At 73.2% G+C, this 15,864-nt stretch carries 14 protein-coding genes; 5 read left to right on the top strand and 9 right to left on the bottom strand.

Going from position 1 to position 15,864, the window contains the following annotated elements:
- Positions 1–81: 81 nt before the first annotated feature.
- Positions 82–822 (top strand): M23 family metallopeptidase, encoded by a 741-nt coding sequence (locus tag ABZ659_RS24630; RefSeq protein WP_360223911.1) that lies wholly within the window; start codon positions 82–84, stop codon positions 820–822.
- Positions 823–846: 24 nt separating this feature from the next.
- Here ABZ659_RS24630 and ABZ659_RS24625 read toward each other — a convergent pair whose 3' ends face one another.
- Positions 847–1,473, bottom strand: coding sequence for a helix-turn-helix domain-containing protein (locus ABZ659_RS24625; protein ID WP_360223909.1), 627 nt, complete (start codon positions 1,471–1,473; stop codon positions 847–849).
- 149 nt (positions 1,474–1,622) lie between these two features.
- Here ABZ659_RS24625 and ABZ659_RS24620 point away from each other — a divergent pair, with 149 nt between their 5' ends.
- A complete protein-coding gene (locus tag ABZ659_RS24620; protein ID WP_360223907.1) occupies positions 1,623–3,218 on the top strand; it encodes an MDR family MFS transporter in 1,596 nt (531 codons plus the stop codon).
- Between the two features lie 88 nt (positions 3,219–3,306).
- Here the strand turns inward: ABZ659_RS24620 and cseC are convergent, their stop codons facing one another.
- From cseC to ABZ659_RS24595, 5 genes are all read right to left on the bottom strand, one after another.
- Positions 3,307–4,770 (bottom strand): two-component system sensor histidine kinase CseC, encoded by a 1,464-nt coding sequence (gene cseC, locus ABZ659_RS24615; protein WP_360223905.1) that lies wholly within the window; start codon positions 4,768–4,770, stop codon positions 3,307–3,309.
- Positions 4,771–4,788: 18 nt separating this feature from the next.
- The gene (cseB, locus tag ABZ659_RS24610) at positions 4,789–5,493 is read right to left on the bottom strand and encodes a two-component system response regulator CseB (RefSeq protein WP_360223903.1); all 705 of its coding nucleotides are present in this window, start codon (positions 5,491–5,493) and stop codon (positions 4,789–4,791) included.
- 34 nt (positions 5,494–5,527) lie between these two features.
- Complete coding sequence (locus ABZ659_RS24605; protein ID WP_360223901.1) at positions 5,528–6,181, bottom strand: hypothetical protein; 654 nt, start codon at positions 6,179–6,181, stop codon at positions 5,528–5,530.
- Complete coding sequence (locus ABZ659_RS24600; RefSeq protein ID WP_360223899.1) at positions 6,169–6,708, bottom strand: SigE family RNA polymerase sigma factor; 540 nt, start codon at positions 6,706–6,708, stop codon at positions 6,169–6,171. The genes ABZ659_RS24605 and ABZ659_RS24600 overlap by 13 nt, the downstream gene beginning before the upstream one ends.
- Positions 6,709–6,925: 217 nt before the next feature.
- On the bottom strand, positions 6,926–7,897 hold the full coding sequence (locus tag ABZ659_RS24595) for an A/G-specific adenine glycosylase (RefSeq protein ID WP_360223897.1): 972 nt from the start codon (positions 7,895–7,897) through the stop codon (positions 6,926–6,928).
- Between the two features lie 179 nt (positions 7,898–8,076).
- Here ABZ659_RS24595 and ABZ659_RS24590 point away from each other — a divergent pair, with 179 nt between their 5' ends.
- On the top strand, positions 8,077–8,934 hold the full coding sequence (locus ABZ659_RS24590; RefSeq protein WP_360223895.1) for a hypothetical protein: 858 nt from the start codon (positions 8,077–8,079) through the stop codon (positions 8,932–8,934).
- A gap of 40 nt (positions 8,935–8,974) precedes the next feature.
- Here the strand turns inward: ABZ659_RS24590 and disA are convergent, their stop codons facing one another.
- Both disA and radA read right to left on the bottom strand, forming a co-directional pair.
- Positions 8,975–10,099, bottom strand: a complete 1,125-nt coding sequence (disA, locus tag ABZ659_RS24585) for a DNA integrity scanning diadenylate cyclase DisA (RefSeq protein ID WP_360223893.1) — start codon at positions 10,097–10,099, stop codon at positions 8,975–8,977.
- 81 nt (positions 10,100–10,180) lie between these two features.
- Positions 10,181–11,590 (bottom strand): DNA repair protein RadA, encoded by a 1,410-nt coding sequence (gene radA / locus ABZ659_RS24580; protein WP_360223891.1) that lies wholly within the window; start codon positions 11,588–11,590, stop codon positions 10,181–10,183.
- A 259-nt stretch (positions 11,591–11,849) separates the two neighbouring features.
- Between radA and ABZ659_RS24575 the strand changes: the two genes are divergently transcribed.
- Entirely contained in the window at positions 11,850–13,673 is a 1,824-nt protein-coding gene (locus tag ABZ659_RS24575; RefSeq protein ID WP_360223889.1) for a hypothetical protein, read from the top strand.
- Positions 13,674–13,789: 116 nt separating this feature from the next.
- On the opposite strand, the gene ABZ659_RS24570 is transcribed toward ABZ659_RS24575, so the two are convergent.
- On the bottom strand, positions 13,790–14,656 hold the full coding sequence (locus ABZ659_RS24570) for a hypothetical protein (protein ID WP_360223887.1): 867 nt from the start codon (positions 14,654–14,656) through the stop codon (positions 13,790–13,792).
- Between the two features lie 83 nt (positions 14,657–14,739).
- Between ABZ659_RS24570 and ABZ659_RS24565 the strand changes: the two genes are divergently transcribed.
- Positions 14,740–15,672: a Ppx/GppA phosphatase family protein gene (locus tag ABZ659_RS24565; RefSeq protein ID WP_360223885.1), complete on the top strand. Its 933-nt coding sequence runs from the start codon at positions 14,740–14,742 to the stop codon at positions 15,670–15,672.
- Positions 15,673–15,864: the final 192 nt, after the last annotated feature.

Here is a 15,864-nt window from a genome sequence, read left to right as displayed (position 1 = left end):
CCCCGGGGGTTACCAAGGATGAGCCATCCGGTGGACGTCGATTCGCCGGGTGTTTCTCTGTCCCCCACCCCTGAGGTTGAGATGATCCAGCGCGTCACGTCCCGTTCCGCCCGTACGTCCTCGCTCCGCACCCGCGCCGCCGTCCTGGCCGCCGGTATGGGAGCGTCGGTCGTGCTGGGGGCCGGGGTCGCGGCTGCCGCCGAAGCGAGCGCGGCCACCTCCGCCACCACCGCGGCGAGCGCCGTGCAGGCCCAGGCCGCCGCCCAGGCGAAGGCCGCCAAGGCGCAGGCCGCCGCGGCCGCCAAGGCGAAGGCCGTCAAGGCCGCCCAGGTCAAGGCCGCGCAGGCCAAGGCCGCCGCCGCCAAGAAGGCCGCGGCGAAGAAGGCTCCGGCCAAGAAGGCCGCTTCCTGGGTGAACCCGGTGAGCCACTACAAGCTGTCCGCGAGCTTCGCCCAGGCGGGCGGCATGTGGCAGTCCACCCACAGCGGCCAGGACTACGCGGTGCCGAACGGCACCAGGGTCGTCGCCGCCCACGGCGGTACGGTCGTCAAGGCCGGCGGCAACGGCGCCGGTGACGGTCCCGCGTACGGCAACGCCGTCGTGATCAAGCACGGCAACGGCACGTACTCGCAGTACGCCCACCTGTCGAAGATCAACGTGAAGGTCGGCCAGGTCGTCAAGACCGGTCAGCGCATCGCCCTGTCCGGCAACACCGGCAACTCCAGCGGTCCGCACCTGCACTTCGAGATCCGTACGACCGCCAACTACGGCACCGCCATCGACCCGGTGCGCTTCCTGCACGGCAAGGGCGTCAGCCTCTGACGCCGACCCGCTGACGCGCCCGGCTCAGGCGCCGGACTCCTCCGAGCCGCCGTGCGCCTGGGTCACCAGATCGACCGCGACCTCAAGGACCGCCTCGCGCGCGTCCTTGGGGTCGACGTCCATCTCCCGCAGCACGAACATCCCGGCGTGCAACGTGAACAGGGCGCTGACACAGCGGACCTGGTCGACCAGGTCGGCGTCCGGGTCGACGATGATGTCCCGCATCCCGAGCATCCGGGTCTTGAACATCTGGCCGATGCTGAGGTCCCGTACCGTCGCCTGGTTCTCCTGCATGAAGCGGAACAGGGGGGACGCGGCGGTGAGCGCGTCGCTGTAGCGGTGGATGATCTCCCGCTTGGTCTCCATGGTGTGGGGCTGCTGGCGGCCCCACTCGATCAGGTCCTCGATCGGCCGCGTCAGGTCCTCGAAGAGGCTGACGATGATCTCTTCCTTGGTCTTGAAGTGGTAGTAGAGCGCGGCCTTGGTGACACCGAGACGCTCGGCGATCTCGCGCAGGGAGGTCTTCTCGTAGCCCTGCTCGGCGAAGAGTTCCAGGGCGACGTCCTGGATGCGCTGGCGGGTGTTCCCGCGCCGCCGCTGCTTGGTCTCAGCCGCGCGGTCCGTGCCGTCCGTGCCGTCCGTGGCATCCATGCTGTCGCTCCTCGTCGCCCGCCCCCGATCGTACTTTCCCCTCAACTTACTTGACGACCGGCTAGTTCCGCTCCTACCTTACCCAGGGAAGCTTACTAGCCGGACGGCAAGTAAGTAAGTAATCGTGTGGGTAGCTGGGGGCGGAAGCCATGACCGAGACACGGCCGGCGGCCGTAGGGGCCGCGGACACCGGGAAACAGCCGAGGAGCGTACGGGTCGTCCTGCTCGCGCTGATGATCGCGATGATGCTCGCGATGCTCGACAACATGATCATCGGCACCGCGATGCCGACGATCGTCGGGGAACTCGGCGGCCTGGAGCACCTGTCCTGGGTGGTCACGGCGTACACGCTGGCCACCGCCGCGTCGACGCCGATCTGGGGGAAGATCGGCGACATGTACGGGCGCAAGGGCTCGTTCATGACGTCCATCGTGCTCTTCCTCATCGGTTCCGCGCTCAGCGGCATGGCCCAGGACATGGGCCAGCTCATCGGCTTCCGCGCCGTGCAGGGCCTCGGCGCGGGCGGACTCATGGTCGGTGTCATGGCCATCATCGGTGATCTGATACCGCCCCGTGAGCGCGGCAGGTACCAGGGCATGATGGCCGCCGTGATGGCGCTCGCGATGATCGGCGGGCCGCTCGTCGGCGGCACCATCACCGACAACTGGGGCTGGCGCTGGGCCTTCTACATCAACCTGCCGCTCGGCGCGGTCGCCCTCGTCGCCATCAGCGTCGTGCTGCACCTGCCGAAGAAGCTCGCGCAGACCCGGATCGACTACCTGGGCGCCGGGCTGCTGACCGTCGGCATCACCGCGATCGTGCTGGTCACCACCTGGGGCGGCACGGAGTACGCCTGGACGTCCGCGCGGATCATGGAGCTGACGGCCATCGGGGTCGTCGCGCTGGTCGGCTTCGTCCTGTGGGAGAAGCGGGCCGCCGAGCCGATCCTGCCGCTGCACATCTTCCGCAGCCGCAACTTCACGCTGATGGCGGTCATCGGCTTCGTCACCGGCTTCGTGATGTTCGGCGCGGTGCTCTTCCTGCCGCTCTACCAGCAGTCGGTGCAGGGCGCGTCCGCGACCAACTCCGGGATCCTGCTGCTGCCGATGCTGGGCGCGATGCTGGTCACCTCGATGGTCGCCGGGCGGGTCACCACCAGCACCGGGCGCTACAAGGTCTTCCCGCTGGTGGGCGGCGTCCTGCTGGTCGTCGGGCTGGGGCTGCTGTCCCTCATGGACACCGAGACCTCGCGGCTGACCTCCGGCCTCTCCATGGCCGTACTCGGCCTCGGCATGGGCTGTCTGATGCAGATCACCATGCTGGTCGCGCAGAACAGCGTGGAGATGAAGGACATCGGCGTCGCCTCGTCCTCCGCCACCCTGTTCCGCACCCTCGGCTCCTCCTTCGGTGTCGCGATCATGGGCGCGCTGTTCAACCACCGCGTCCAGGACGTCATGGCCGAGCGGGCCGGGGCGGCGGGTTCCCAGGTCGGCCAGGTGACCGAGCAGTCCGCCCAGCTCGACGCGGCCAGCCTCGCCAAGCTGCCCGCGGCGGCCAGGGAGGCGTACCAGCACGCGGTCTCCTCGGGCACCCACGGCGCCTTCCTGCTGGGAGCGTGCGTGGCCGTGGTGGTGCTGGTCGCGGCGTTCTTCGTGAAGGAGGTCCCGCTGAAGGGCGCGGGGCCGAAGGCGACCGACGAGGACCCGAGCCCGGCGGCACCGGCGGCGGTGGCGGAGCCGGTCTGACCGACCGGACTCCCGGGGATACCGGGGGCGGGGCGCCTGAGGAGGCGCCCCGCCCCTTCGGCTGGTACGGCGCCCGGCCCGCCCGCCCTCAGACCTCCCGCAGCACCGGATAGCTCCCCGTGTTCGTCGGCGCGTGCTCCGGGAGCCACAGGACCGCCACCGCGCCCTCGGGGGTGCCGCGCCCCGGCGGCACCCCCGGCGGCCGTACGTTGCGGAAGGTCAGCCGGGCCCCGAGCACCCGCGCCTGACCCGCGGCGATGGTCAGCCCGAGGCCGTGGCCACGCCCGGCGCGGTCCCGGCTGCCGGTGCGGAACCGGCTCGGACCCTCGGCCAGGAGGTCCTCCGGGAAGCCGGGGCCGTGGTCGCGGACCCGGATCACCCGGCCCTCCACGGTCACCTCGACCGGCGGCCGGCCGTGCCGCGCGGCGTTGGCGAGCAGGTTGAACAGCACCCGCTCAAGACGCCGCGGGTCCGTGGTGACCTCCGACTCGTGGACGACGACCACCCCGGCGCCGGGATCCTTCGCCGCCACCCGCCGGGTGACGAACTGGCCCAGCAGGATGTCCTGCAGTTCCGCCCGCTCCGACGCCCCGTCGAGCCGGGCGACCTCCAGGACGTCCTCGACCAGCGTGCGCATCGCCTTCGCCCGGTCCAGGACCAGCTCCGTGGGCCGTCCCGGCGGCAGCAGCTCGGCCGCGGTGAGCAGCCCCGTCACCGGTGTGCGCAGCTCGTGCGCGATGTCGGCGGTGACCCGGCGCTCCGCCTCCAGCCGCTGCTGGAGCGCCTCCGCCATCGCGTCGACGGCCCGCGCGAGATCGTCCGTCTCGTCCCGGACGACCCCGCCGATCGCCTCCCGCACCCGGACGTCCGTCTCCCCCTTGGCGACCCGGTTCGCGGCAGCCGCCGCCTTCCGCAGCCGCCGCGACAACTGCGCGCCGATCAGCACCCCGAGGGCGCTCCCGCCCAGCACCACCGCGATCGACCCGATCACCAGCGCCTGGTCAAGGTCGTTCAGGATGTCCGTACTGCGGTCCGGGAACCCGGTGTGCAACGACATCACGTGCCCGTCCTTGAGCGGCACCGCCGCCCAGATGTCCGGCACGTCCCCGCCGTCCCCGACGTACGTCGCCCGTCGGCCCCGCTCCACCTTGGCACGCAGCGCCTCGGGCAGCTCCGGGTCGTCGATCTTGACGCCGGGGAAGTTCGGGCGGCTGGACAGCTCGTAGTTGCGCTGTGCTATCCGCAGCCGCGCGTCCGCGAGATCACGGGAGTTGTCCAGCATCGACACCCGTGCGGCGTTGTGTACGACGAGACTGAGCGCGATCGCCACCAGGGCGCCGACCAGCGCGATCGCCGTACTGAGCTTCCAGCGCAGCCCCGTGCGGATGCCCGTGCGGGCCACCAGCGCGGGCACCAGGCGCCGTATCCGCCCGCCGTGCCCACCGTCTCCGCCGCGTCCGCCGTTCCCGCGGCGTCCGTCGCGTCCGCCGTTCCCGCGGCGTCCGTCGCGTCCGCCGTTCCCGCCGCGTCCGTCGCGTCTGTTCCCCCGCATGTCCCGGTCCTCCGGCCCTCAGGCCCTGAGCTTGTAGCCGAAGCCGCGGACCGTCTCGATGCGGTCCTGGCCGATCTTCGTCCGCAGCCGCTGCACGTGCACGTCGACGACGCGGGTGTCCCCGCCCCAGCCGTAGTCCCAGACCCGTTCGAGGAGCTTGTCGCGGGACAGGACGGTGCCCGGGGCGGCGGAGAACTCCAGCAGCAGCCGCATCTCCGTCGGCGTCAGCGCCACCGGCCGCCCGGACCGCCGCACCTCCATGCCGTCCGTGTCGATCTCCAGCTCGCCGAAGGTCAGCACCCCGCCGTCGGCCGGTGCCGCGCTCTCCTCCTGCCGCGCCCCGCCGCTGGCGTGCCCGAAGCGGCGCAGCACCGCCCGGATCCGGGCGACCAGGACGGCACCGTCGAACGGCTTGGTCACGTAGTCGTCGGCGCCCGCCTCCAGCCCCAGCACCACGTCGATGGCGTCGGCCCGCGCGGACAGCATGATCACCGGCACGGTCGACTCGTCCCGGATACGACGGCACAGACTGACCCCGTCGAGCCCCGGGACCATGACGTCGAGAAGGGCGATGTCGGGCCGGTCGGCCCGGAACGCCTCCAGGCCGGACAGGCCGTCCGGCATCGCCGTCACCGCGAAACCGACCCGCTCCAGGGCGAGTTGGGTCGCCTCGCGGATGACGTCGTCGTCCTCCACGAACAGGACGTGCGTCTGCTCTGCCATCCAGGTGCTCTCAGTTCTCGTGTGGTCCGCGGTCTCAGGTGTCACCGGGGACCGGCGTCGGTTCGCCCGCGACGGTGCCGTACTCGTTGTGCGTGCGGTACCGCTCGGTGAAGCGGCCCCCGCTCCAGTGGTACGTGATCACGTTCTCCCCGGACGGGTTCGACACCGGGTCGCCACGCCCGTACACCTGCTTGGTCACTACCAGGTCGCCGCGGTCTATCTCCGCGTAGACCGGCGGTTCCTCCGCCCGGAACACGTTCCGGTACCGGCCGTCCGACTCGCGGTACACGTACGAGCCGACACCCACCGCGTCCCCGCAGGTCAGCACGTTGACCACGACCTCGCTCGGGGCGCCGCCGGTCAGCTCGCCGTAGGACACGTCAACGGGGTAGTCGTCCGCGGCGCACGGCTTCAGCTCGCGTTTGACCGCCGCCGAGACCAGCGGGTCGGTCCTGACCAGCCGGACCGCGTCCACCCGCTGGGTAGTGGTGGACGGCACCACCATCGACGGGGAGGCCGCCCCGGCCACGGAGTCCGAGCCGGCGGGCCCCTCGTCCCGCGCGCCGGTGCCGTCGCTGCCGCAGGCCGAGACCAGCAGCGCGAAGGCGGTGAGGGCGGCGGCTGCCGCGCTCACCGCCCGCAGGGTGGATCGGGCCGGTCCGGGCCCCGCGTCGGTCAGGCCGCGCAACGCTCCCGCTCCTCACGCTCCAGCGCGCGTGCGTCGAGGTCGCGGGCCTCCAGCTCCTCGCGGAGGCGGGCGAGCGCCCGGTGCAGCGTGCTCTTGACCGTGCCGGCCGACATGCCAAGCGCGGCGGCGGTCTCCTCGGTGGACATCTGCTCCCAGTGTCGCAGCACCACGACACCGCGTTGCTTCGGGGCGAGCACCTTCAGTACGTCCATCAACAGGGCGCGGTCCGCCTGCTGTTCGGTGGCGTCGTCGACGGAGGCGTCCGGCAGCTGCTCCGTCGGCACCTCCTCCAGCTTCCGCGCCCGCCACCACTCGGTCCGCGTGTTGATCATGACCCGGCGCAGATAGGCGTCCGCGAGCCGCTTGTCCGCGATGCCGTCCCAGCGGCCGTACGTCCGCGCCAACGCCGTCTGGAGCAGGTCCTGGGCGTCGATCGGGTCCGGGACCAGCCGGCGGGCGCTGCGCAGCAGCGCGTCCTGCCGGGTGCGGACGTACTCCTCGAAACCGAGCACCTCTTCCTGCGCCATGACCAACCGCCTCCCGCTTCCCCGTCGTCCCGCTCCGCCGTGGCCGCGCCACCCTGCGGGGCCACGGATGAGAAGCTACGGATCACTTGTCACGGCGCTGTGCGGAGGATCCGGCGGGAAACGCGCGGCTGTCCGTCGGTTGTGTAACGGATGTAGGCGGGGGATAAGGGAGGGGGTTGGTTCGCGTGGATATGCCCAATTACGGCGTCGGTGGGCGTCAGGCCATCGGCAGGCGGTACAGGCCGCCCGGCAGCGGCTCCACCAACCCGTCCGCGACCAGACCGTCCAACGCCCGCGCCCGCTGCACCGGTTCGTGCCACACCCGGTCGAGCGCCGCCTGCGGCACCGGCGCGTGCGCCTCGCGCAGGACGGCCAGCAGCTTGCCGCGCACCTGACGGTCCGTCCCGGCGTACGTCTGGCCGCGGCGCGGCGGCCCCTCGTGCTCCGGCTTGCCCGCGAGCCGCCAGGCGCAGCTCGCGGCGATCGGACAGCGGTGGCACGACTCGTTCTTCGCCGTGCACACCAGCGCGCCCAGCTCCATCGAGGCGGCGGCCCAGCGCGCGGCGGTGCGCTCGTCCTCGGGCAGCAGCGCCCGCGCGAGCCTGCGTTCGGCGGCGGTGGTCGCGTTCGGCGGGTACCGCACCCCGGTCACCGCCCGCGCGAACACCCGGCGCACGTTGGTGTCGAGCACGGCGTGCCGCTGCCCGTAGGCGAACGACGCCACGGCCGCCGCCGTGTACTCCCCGATGCCGGGCAGCGCCAGCAACTGGCCGTGGTCGGCGGGTACGTCCCCGCCGTGCCGTTCCGCTATGGCGACCGCGGCGCCGTGCAGCCGCAGCGCGCGGCGCGGGTAGCCGAGGCGGCCCCAGGCGCGTACCGCCTCGCCGGGTGCCTCGCGGGCGAGGTCGGCGGGGCGGGGCCAGCGGGCCAGCCACTGTTCGTAGACGGGCAGGACGCGGTTGACCGGCGTCTGCTGCAACATGAACTCGCTGACCATGACACCCCACGGCCCCGCCTCGGGGTGCCGCCAGGGCAGGTCACGCGCGTGCTCGTCGAACCAGGTGATGACGGGGGAGTGCAGGTCCTCGCCGCCGGCCTCGTGCGGGGGCCGGGGCCGCGACCCGCTCGGCGGCTGGTCGTACGGGGGCTGGGGCTCAGACGGGGGCTGGGGCTTCGTTGGCGCAGTCATGGCACGTCCGATCCTGCCATGCCGGACGCCGTGTGAGCGGGTAGTGACGTCTGCGTCACGGTGGCGTACCGCGTCCACGGCGGTCACACCACCCACGCAAGATGATGATCCGTAAAAGTTGATGCCCGGGGCGGCGGGTGTGGCAAGCGAACGCGCCGATCTCTCGTACAGTTTGGGCCGTGGGATCTCTGCGCAATCCGGTTGGACCGCTCCCCTCCTCCATCTACTGGCGACGGAGGGTCGTCCTGGTGTCCGTGCTCGCCCTGTTGGCCCTGCCGATCGCCTGGATCATGGTGTCGGGCGGCGGGGGCGGCGACAACCGCGCCGACGGGTCCAACGGCGAGAGTCCCTCGCCGACCGTCTCGACCATCACCCCGGGGCCCTCGGGCTCGGGTCCGGCGATCAGCCAAGCGCCGGGCGGACGCGACGAGTCGGGTGGCGGGGACTCCGACGGCGGTTCCGACGGGGCCGGTTCCGGCGGTAGTCCGGGTACGGGTTCGGGTGGCGACGGCGCGGGTGACGGCTCCGGGGGCGGCGGTACCGGAGGCGGCGCCGGGGCCGGTGGCGGTGGCGGTGGCGGTTCCGTGGGGACCGGGGTCGGCAGTGGCGACGCGCTGCCCGCCGGTTCCTCGATCCCCGTGTGCTCCGCCGACGCGGTGTCGTTGAGCCTGCGCAGCGTGCGCAACTCCTACCCGCTCGGCGAGCGGCCCGCCTTCCGGCTGACGGCGAAGAACTCCTCCAGCGGCGACTGCAAAATCGATCTCGGCCCGAGGACCGCGGTGTTGACGATCACTCAGGCCACGGACGACGACGCGTACTGGTCGTCGGACGACTGCCCCGAGGGCGCGGGGAGCCTGTTCTTCCGGGTGCCCGCGGGCAGCGGCATCACCTACCCGGTGGAGTGGGACCGGAAGCCGAGCGCACCGTCCTGTGGGACGCCCCCGGCGGGCACGGCCGGAGCCGGGACGTACCTGGTGGAGGCCAAGGCGCCGGGGTTCGCGAAGGTGCGGACGTCGTTCGTGCTGGAAGCGGACTGAGGGGACTGACCGCCGGTCGGGTCCCGACGAGCCGCCGTCCCTACACGTACCGCTCCAGGATCGACGACTCCGCCAGCCGCGACAGTCCCTCCCGCACGCTCCGCGCCCGGGCCTCGCCCACGCCGTCCACGGTCTGGAGGTCGTCGACGCTGGCGGCGAGCAGCTTCTGCAGGCCGCCGAAGTGCTCCACGAGACGGTCGATGATCGCGCCCGGCAGCCGCGGCACCTTGGCCAGCAGCCGGAAGCCGCGCGGGGAGACCGCGGAGTCGAGGGTCTCGGGCGAGCCCGTGTACCCCAGGGCGCGGGCGACCGTGGGCAGTTCGAGCAGCTCGGCGTGGGTGAGGGCGTCCAGCTCGGCGAGCGCCTCGTCGACCGTGCGGGAGCGCTTGGCGGTCGGCTCGGGCACGTAGTCCCGCACGACCAGCTCCCGCTCGGGCTCGACGCCCGCGATCAGCTCGTCCAGCTGGAGGGCGAGCAGCCGCCCGTCGGTGCCCAGCTCCACCACGTACTCGGCGATCTCGGTGGCGATCCGGCGGACCATCTCCAGGCGCTGTGCGACCGCGGAGACGTCCCGGACCGTCACCAGGTCCTCGATCTCCAGCGCTGACAACGTTCCCGCGACCTCGTCGAGGCGGAGCTTGTAGCGCTCCAGGGTGGCGAGGGCCTGGTTGGCGCGGGACAGGATCGCCGCGGAGTCCTCCAGGACGCGACGCTGCCCGGAGACGTAGAGGGCGATCAGCCGCATCGACTGGGAGACGGAGACCACTGGGAAGCCGACCTGCTTGCTGACCCGGTCCGCGGTGCGGTGCCGGGTGCCGGTCTCCTCTGTCGGGATCGTCGCGTCGGGCACGAACTGCACGCCCGCGCGGAGGATCTTCGACAGGTCGGAGGAGAGCACGATGCCGCCGTCCAGCTTGCACAGCTCCCGCAGCCGGGTCGCGGTGAACTCGACGTCGAGCACGAAGCCGCCCGTGCACATCGACTCGACGGTCTTGTCCGAGCCGAGCACGATCAGGCCGCCGGTGTTGCCGCGCAGGACCCGCTCAAGGCCGTCACGCAGGGCGGTGCCGGGCGCAACGGCGCTCAGCGAGGCGCGCATCAGGCGATCGGAACCGGCACTCCCACCGGACTTTCCGGGAGCCGCTGCCCGGTCGTTGGCTGCCACTGCATTCCTCCGGTCGCAGGTTCTGGGGCGCTCCCGTCAGGCGCACAGTGTTCGTACGGACGGGCGAGACCAGGGCAAAGTCTACCGGCGGTCCTCCGCGTCCCGGGGGGCGTCTCGACGACGGGAGCGCGGCAGCACCCTCAGGGCGTCCCCTATGTCCGCGACTTCCAGCACCTTCATGCCGGGCGGGACCTTGCCGGGGTCGCCCGGTACCAGGGCGTGCGTGAAGCCCAGGCGGTGCGCTTCGGCGAGCCTGCGCTGCACGCCCGTGACGCGTCTCACCTCGCCCGCGAGGCCGACCTCGCCGATGGCGACCAGGTTCTTCGGCAGCGGGGTGTCGCTGGCGGCGGAGGCGAGCGCGAGGGCCACGGCGAGGTCGGCGGCGGGCTCGGAGAGCTTCACCCCGCCGACCGTCGCGGAGTAGATGTCCCGTTTGCCCAAGGCGCTGATCCGGCCCCGCTGTTCCAGGACGGCCAGCATCATCGACACGCGTGACGTCTCCAGGCCGGAGGTGGTGCGGCGTGGGGAGGGGATCTGCGAGTCGACGGTGAGCGCCTGCACCTCGGCGACCAGCGGGCGGCGGCCCTCCAGGGTGACGGTGAGGCAGGTGCCGGGGACGGGCTCGGCACGCCGGGTCAGGAACAGGCCGCTGGGGTCGGCGAGGCCGACGATGCCCTCGTCGTGCAGCTCGAAGCAGCCGACCTCGTCGGTGGCGCCGTAGCGGTTCTTGACGCCGCGGACGAGGCGCAGGCGCGCGTGCCGGTCGCCCTCGAAGTGCAGGACGACGTCGACCAGGTGCTCAAGGAGCCGGGGTCCGGCGATCGCGCCGTCCTTGGTGACATGGCCCACCAGGAGCGTGGACATGCCGCGTTCCTTCGAGGCGCGGATCAGCGCGCCCGCGACCTCCCGCACCTGCGCCATGCCGCCGGGGGCGCCGTCGATCTCCGGGGAGGCGACCGTCTGCACCGAGTCCATGATCAGCAGGGACGGCTTCACCGCGTCCAAGTGGCCGAGGACGGCGGCGAGATCGGTCTCGGCGGCCAGGTAGAGGTGGTCGTCGATGGCGCCGATGCGGTCGGCGCGCAGCCGGACCTGGCTCGCGGACTCCTCACCGGTGACATAGAGGGTGCGGTGCTCGTCGCTGGCCGCCTTGGCCGCCACGTCGAGCAGCAGCGTGGACTTGCCGACGCCCGGCTCGCCCGCGAGCAGCACCACCGCGCCGGGCACGAGCCCGCCGCCGAGCACCCGGTCCAGCTCGGGCACGCCGGTGGAGCGGGCGGTGGCCTGGCGGCCGTCGACCTGGCCGATGGGCAGCGCGGAGGTGGTGACGCGGCCCGGGGTGGTGGTGCGCACGGCGGGCGCGCCGTACTCCTCGACCGTCCCCCACGCCTGGCACTCGGGGCAGCGGCCGAGCCACTTGGCCGTCTGCCAGCCGCACTCGGTGCAGCGGTAGGACGGCCGGTCCTTGGTGGTCTTCGTACGGGCAGCCATGCACGAACCGTAACCGGCCCCACTGACAACGCCCCACCCTCCGCGATTCCGGCCCCGCCCCGCCCCGCCCACCGGCACGGCAACCCGCCCCAACCAGCAGTAATGCGGCGGACTCCACCGTAATCGGCTGCCACCACCACGAACGGGCCACGGAATCAAGGGTTCCTGTCCCCTTATGAGGGATCGTTTCACCCGTACGGATTAAAAGCCCTCAAGGGGCGAGAACGGACACTCCCGCGGCCCCTACGGTCGCCGGGTGATGAGCAGCAGCCCGGAGACCTCGACCCGCACCACCGGCGCACGCTCCGCCGCGCACCGCGCGCACCGTGAGGAGCGCGACCGCGCCGCGGCGCGCACGGAGGAGCGCGACCGCGCCGCGGCCCGCACGCTGGCCCAGCGTTCCCCCGCGCGCTACGAGCCCTACCTGGACGGTCTGTTCACGTACTGCCTCTCCGTGCTCTGCGACCACGACGCCGCGACCGCCGCCCTCGGCGACGTGCTCGTCCTCGCCGAACGGCGCGGCCAGCGCGCCCCCGGGGCCGCCGGGGACCGCAGGGCCTGGCTGTACGCGCTGGCCCGCTGGTCCTGCCTGCGCAAGCTGGCCGAGGCCAAGCAGCACCGGCAGACCCACCACGCCGCGGGCCGTCCCGCGACCGCCCGGCGCGGCTCGGCGCGGCCCGCCGCGGCGCCCGTACCGGAGGAGGAGCGGCAGCGGCGGCGCCGTGAACTGGCCCGGCTCGCCTGGCCGGAGGCCGCGGGCACCACGCCCGAGCAGCGCGAGGCGCTCGAACTCGCCGTGCGCCACCACCTCGCCGCCCACGAGGTCGCCGCCGTGCTCGGCCTGGACCTCGCCGCCGCCCGGGACCTGCTGGCCTCCGCCGCCTGCGAGGTCGAGCGCACGCGCGCGGCCCTCGCCGTCGTGGAGACCGGCAGCTGCCCCGGCGTCGCCCGGCTCACCGGCGACGGCCAGCTGGTGCTCAGCTCCGCCGTGCGCAAGGAACTCGTCCGGCACGTCGACGACTGCCCGCGCTGCCGCCGTACCGCCCAGCGCGCCGTCCCCGGCCGCTGGCCCGGCGCCACCGTGACCCCCGCCGAGCTGCCCGTCCTGGAGGCGCCCCGCGCGGCCGTGCGCCTCGCGATGGCCCACCACCCGCGCGTGCGGGGCGGCACACCCCGCTTCGACCGGCGCGGCTTCCCTATGGACCCCAAGGACCGCGCGGCCCGGCGGGACCGGATGCGCGCGCGGGCCGTCACCACAACGGTCGTCGCCACCGTCGTCGCCGCCCCCGTGATCGCCCTGTGGTCCGCCTACCGGGGCACCCCCGTCGCGGGCGAGGCGGAGGACGGCCGCGCGACCGCCGCGAGCCGCGAGGACGACTCCGCCGACGGCGCGGTCGACGGCGAGGACTACGGCTACGAGAACACGGGCAACGCCACCACCCCCGGCCCGCGCGCGGGCGACGGCCACGCCCCCGACGTCTCCGTCGAGGTCCTCGGCGTGATGGGCGCCGGACGCCAGGACACGGGCCGCCTCGACGTGCGCGCCGACAGCATCGGCGACACCACGCTGATCACCCTCACGGCGTCGGGGCCCGCCCCGGTCCACTGGTCCGTCACCCCCCAGGCCCCCTGGCTCTATCCGAGCCGCTCCTCGGGAACCCTCCGCCCCGGCGAGACGTTCACGATCAAGGTGTACGTCGACCATCTGCGCGAGCCGTCCGGGCACTGGAGCGCACGGGTGGCGATCGCACCCACCGGCGCCGTCGTCGCCATCCGCGGCTACGGCACCGCGCCCGTGCCGGGGGAGCACCCCTCCGACCCGGGCACCGCCCCGCGACCCGACCCGCGCCCGACAGCCCCCGGTTCCGACCCCGTCACCCGGCCCCCGGCCAGCCCGCCCCCCGACCCGTCCCCGCCGCCGACGACGCCCCCGACCACCCCCTCGGACCCCGCCCCGACCGACCCGCCGCCCACGTCCCAGGACCCCGGCCCCACCACCGACCCGGAGCCCCCGCCGAGCGACCCACCGCCGTCCGACCCCCCGCCCAGCACCAGCGGGGACCAGAGCCCGCCGACGACGTAACGGCGGTGGACCCGGCACCGGGGCACGGCGAGGGACGGGCACCCACGGGAACGGCGAGGGGCCCGGCACACGGGCGGACAGCGCCGTACGCCAGGCCCCGCCCCCGGAGCCGCCGGTCAGGCGACCGTCTTCGGTGCCGGATCCGCCGGGTGCGGGGCCAGCAGCGGCAGCCGCGACGCCAGCCGCTCCTCGCACAGCTCCACCAGCCGGTCGTAGCCCGCCTTGCCCATCAGCTCGGTCAGCTCCGCCCGGTAGGAGACGTACACCGGGTCGCCCGCGCCGTGCGCCGAGGTGGCCGAGGTGCACCACCAGTGCAGGTCGTGCCCGCCCGGACCCCAGCCGCGGCGGTCGTACTCCCCGATGGACACCTGGAGCACCCGGGTGTCGTCGGGCCGGTCGATCCAGTCGTAGGTCCGCCGGACGGGCAGCTGCCAGCAGACGTCCGGCTTGGTCTCCAGCGGTTCGCGGCCCTCCTTCAGGGCGAGGATGTGCAGCGAGCAGCCCGCGCCGCCCGCGAACCCGGGCCGGTTCTGGAAGACGCAGGAACCCTGGAAGGGCCGGGTCTGCCGGTCGCCGTCCTCGTCCTCCGAGACCCAGCCGTTCCCCGTGCCCTCGGCGTGGTGCTGCCAGATGTCCGGCGTGAGCCTCGCCACGTGCCCGGCGACCCGCTTCTCGTCGTCCTCGTCGGAGAAGTGCGCGCCCAGCGTGCAGCACCCGTCATCCGCGCGACCTGCTTGGATGCCCTGGCAGCCGCTGCCGAAGACGCAGTTCCAGCGAGAGGTCAGCCATGTCAGATCGCACCGGAAGACCTGCTCGTCGTCTGCCGGATCCGGGAACTCCACCCAGGCACGCGCGAAGTCGAGCCCCTTCTCATCCGGCTCCTGACCCACGGCGGCCCCGGCCTGACGGGACGCCCCATCCCGCTTGGCCGCTTTCGTCGTCTTCGTCGGCTTTTCGTCCTTCGCCTTTTTCGTCTTTGGCACGGGTCAAGGGTAAGAGGTCGGGCTCCACTTCCGGGACCGCCGCGGAGGCCGCAGCCGTCCGGACTGGCAGTAGCGTTCCGTACATGAGACTCGGTGTCCTGGACGTGGGAAGCAACACGGTTCACCTGCTGGTCGTGGACGCGCACCCGGGCGCGCGCCCGCTGCCCGCGCACTCGCACAAGGAGGAGCTGCGGCTCGCGGAACTCCTCGACGCCGCCGGAGCCGTCCGCCCGGACGGCGTCGGCCGACTCATAGGCGTCGTCCAGGACGCGCTCCAGGCCGCCGAGGACAAGGGCGTCGAGGAACTGCTGCCGTTCGCCACCTCCGCCGTGCGCGAGGCCAGCAACGCCGACGAGGTGCTCGCCCGCGTGAAGGACGAGACCGGCGTGCGACTCCAGGTCCTCACCGGCGCGGAAGAAGCCCGGCTCACCTTCCTCGCCGCCCGCCGCTGGTTCGGCTGGTCGGCGGGGAAACTCCTGGTCATCGACATCGGCGGCGGTTCCCTGGAGATCGCCTACGGCATGGACGAGGAACCCGACGCGGCCGTCTCCCTGCCGCTCGGCGCCGGTCGCCTCACCGCGGGCTGGCTGCCCGACGACCCGCCGACCGCCGAGTCCGTGCGCGCCCTGCGCCGCCATGTCCGCGCCGAGATCGCGCGTACGGTGGGCGAGTTCAGCCGCTTCGGGGCGCCGGACCACGTGGTGGCGACGTCCAAGACCTTCAAGCAGCTCGCCCGCATCGGCGGCGCCGCCCGCTCCGCCGAGGGCCTCTACGTCCAGCGCGAGCTGAAGCGGCAGTCCCTGGAGTCCTGGGTGCCCAGGCTGGCCGGGATGACCGCCGACGAGCGCGCCGAACTGCCGGGCGTCTCCGAGGGCCGCGCGGGCCAGCTGCTCGCCGGGGCGCTGGTCGCCGAGGGCGCGATGGACCTCTTCGGCGTCGAGACGCTGGAGATCTGCCCCTGGGCCCTCCGCGAGGGCATCATCCTGCGCCGCCTGGACCACATGCCCCCGGAGTGAGCGAGAGCACCCACTCCGGCACGGTCAGGGGCGCTCTCCGCGAGCCCCCTTCCCTGAGCCACCGCCCCCCAAGCCACCGCCCCCGAGCCACCATCCCCTGAGCCACCGCCCCCCAAGCCACCGCCCCCGAGCCACCATCCCCTGAGCCACCGCCCCCCAAGCCACCGCCCCCGAGCCACCATCCCCTGAGCC

It is taken from the genome of Streptomyces sp. NPDC006997, assembly GCF_040635175.1.
Classification (GTDB): domain Bacteria; phylum Actinomycetota; class Actinomycetes; order Streptomycetales; family Streptomycetaceae; genus Streptomyces.
Note: the sequence above shows the minus strand (reverse complement) of the source record. Positions and strands in the feature narration are given on the sequence as shown.

Coding starts and splice junctions, on each gene's coding strand:
- ABZ659_RS24630 (WP_360223911.1), top strand. CDS start 82: ATGATCCAGCGCGTCACGTCCCGTTCCGCCCGTACGTCCTCGCTCCGC.
- ABZ659_RS24625 (WP_360223909.1), bottom strand. CDS start 1,473: ATGGATGCCACGGACGGCACGGACGGCACGGACCGCGCGGCTGAGACC.
- ABZ659_RS24620 (WP_360223907.1), top strand. CDS start 1,623: ATGACCGAGACACGGCCGGCGGCCGTAGGGGCCGCGGACACCGGGAAA.
- cseC (WP_360223905.1), bottom strand. CDS start 4,770: ATGCGGGGGAACAGACGCGACGGACGCGGCGGGAACGGCGGACGCGAC.
- cseB (WP_360223903.1), bottom strand. CDS start 5,493: ATGGCAGAGCAGACGCACGTCCTGTTCGTGGAGGACGACGACGTCATC.
- ABZ659_RS24600 (WP_360223899.1), bottom strand. CDS start 6,708: ATGGCGCAGGAAGAGGTGCTCGGTTTCGAGGAGTACGTCCGCACCCGG.
- ABZ659_RS24595 (WP_360223897.1), bottom strand. CDS start 7,897: ATGACTGCGCCAACGAAGCCCCAGCCCCCGTCTGAGCCCCAGCCCCCG.
- radA (WP_360223891.1), bottom strand. CDS start 11,590: ATGGCTGCCCGTACGAAGACCACCAAGGACCGGCCGTCCTACCGCTGC.
- ABZ659_RS24575 (WP_360223889.1), top strand. CDS start 11,850: ATGAGCAGCAGCCCGGAGACCTCGACCCGCACCACCGGCGCACGCTCC.
- ABZ659_RS24565 (WP_360223885.1), top strand. CDS start 14,740: ATGAGACTCGGTGTCCTGGACGTGGGAAGCAACACGGTTCACCTGCTG.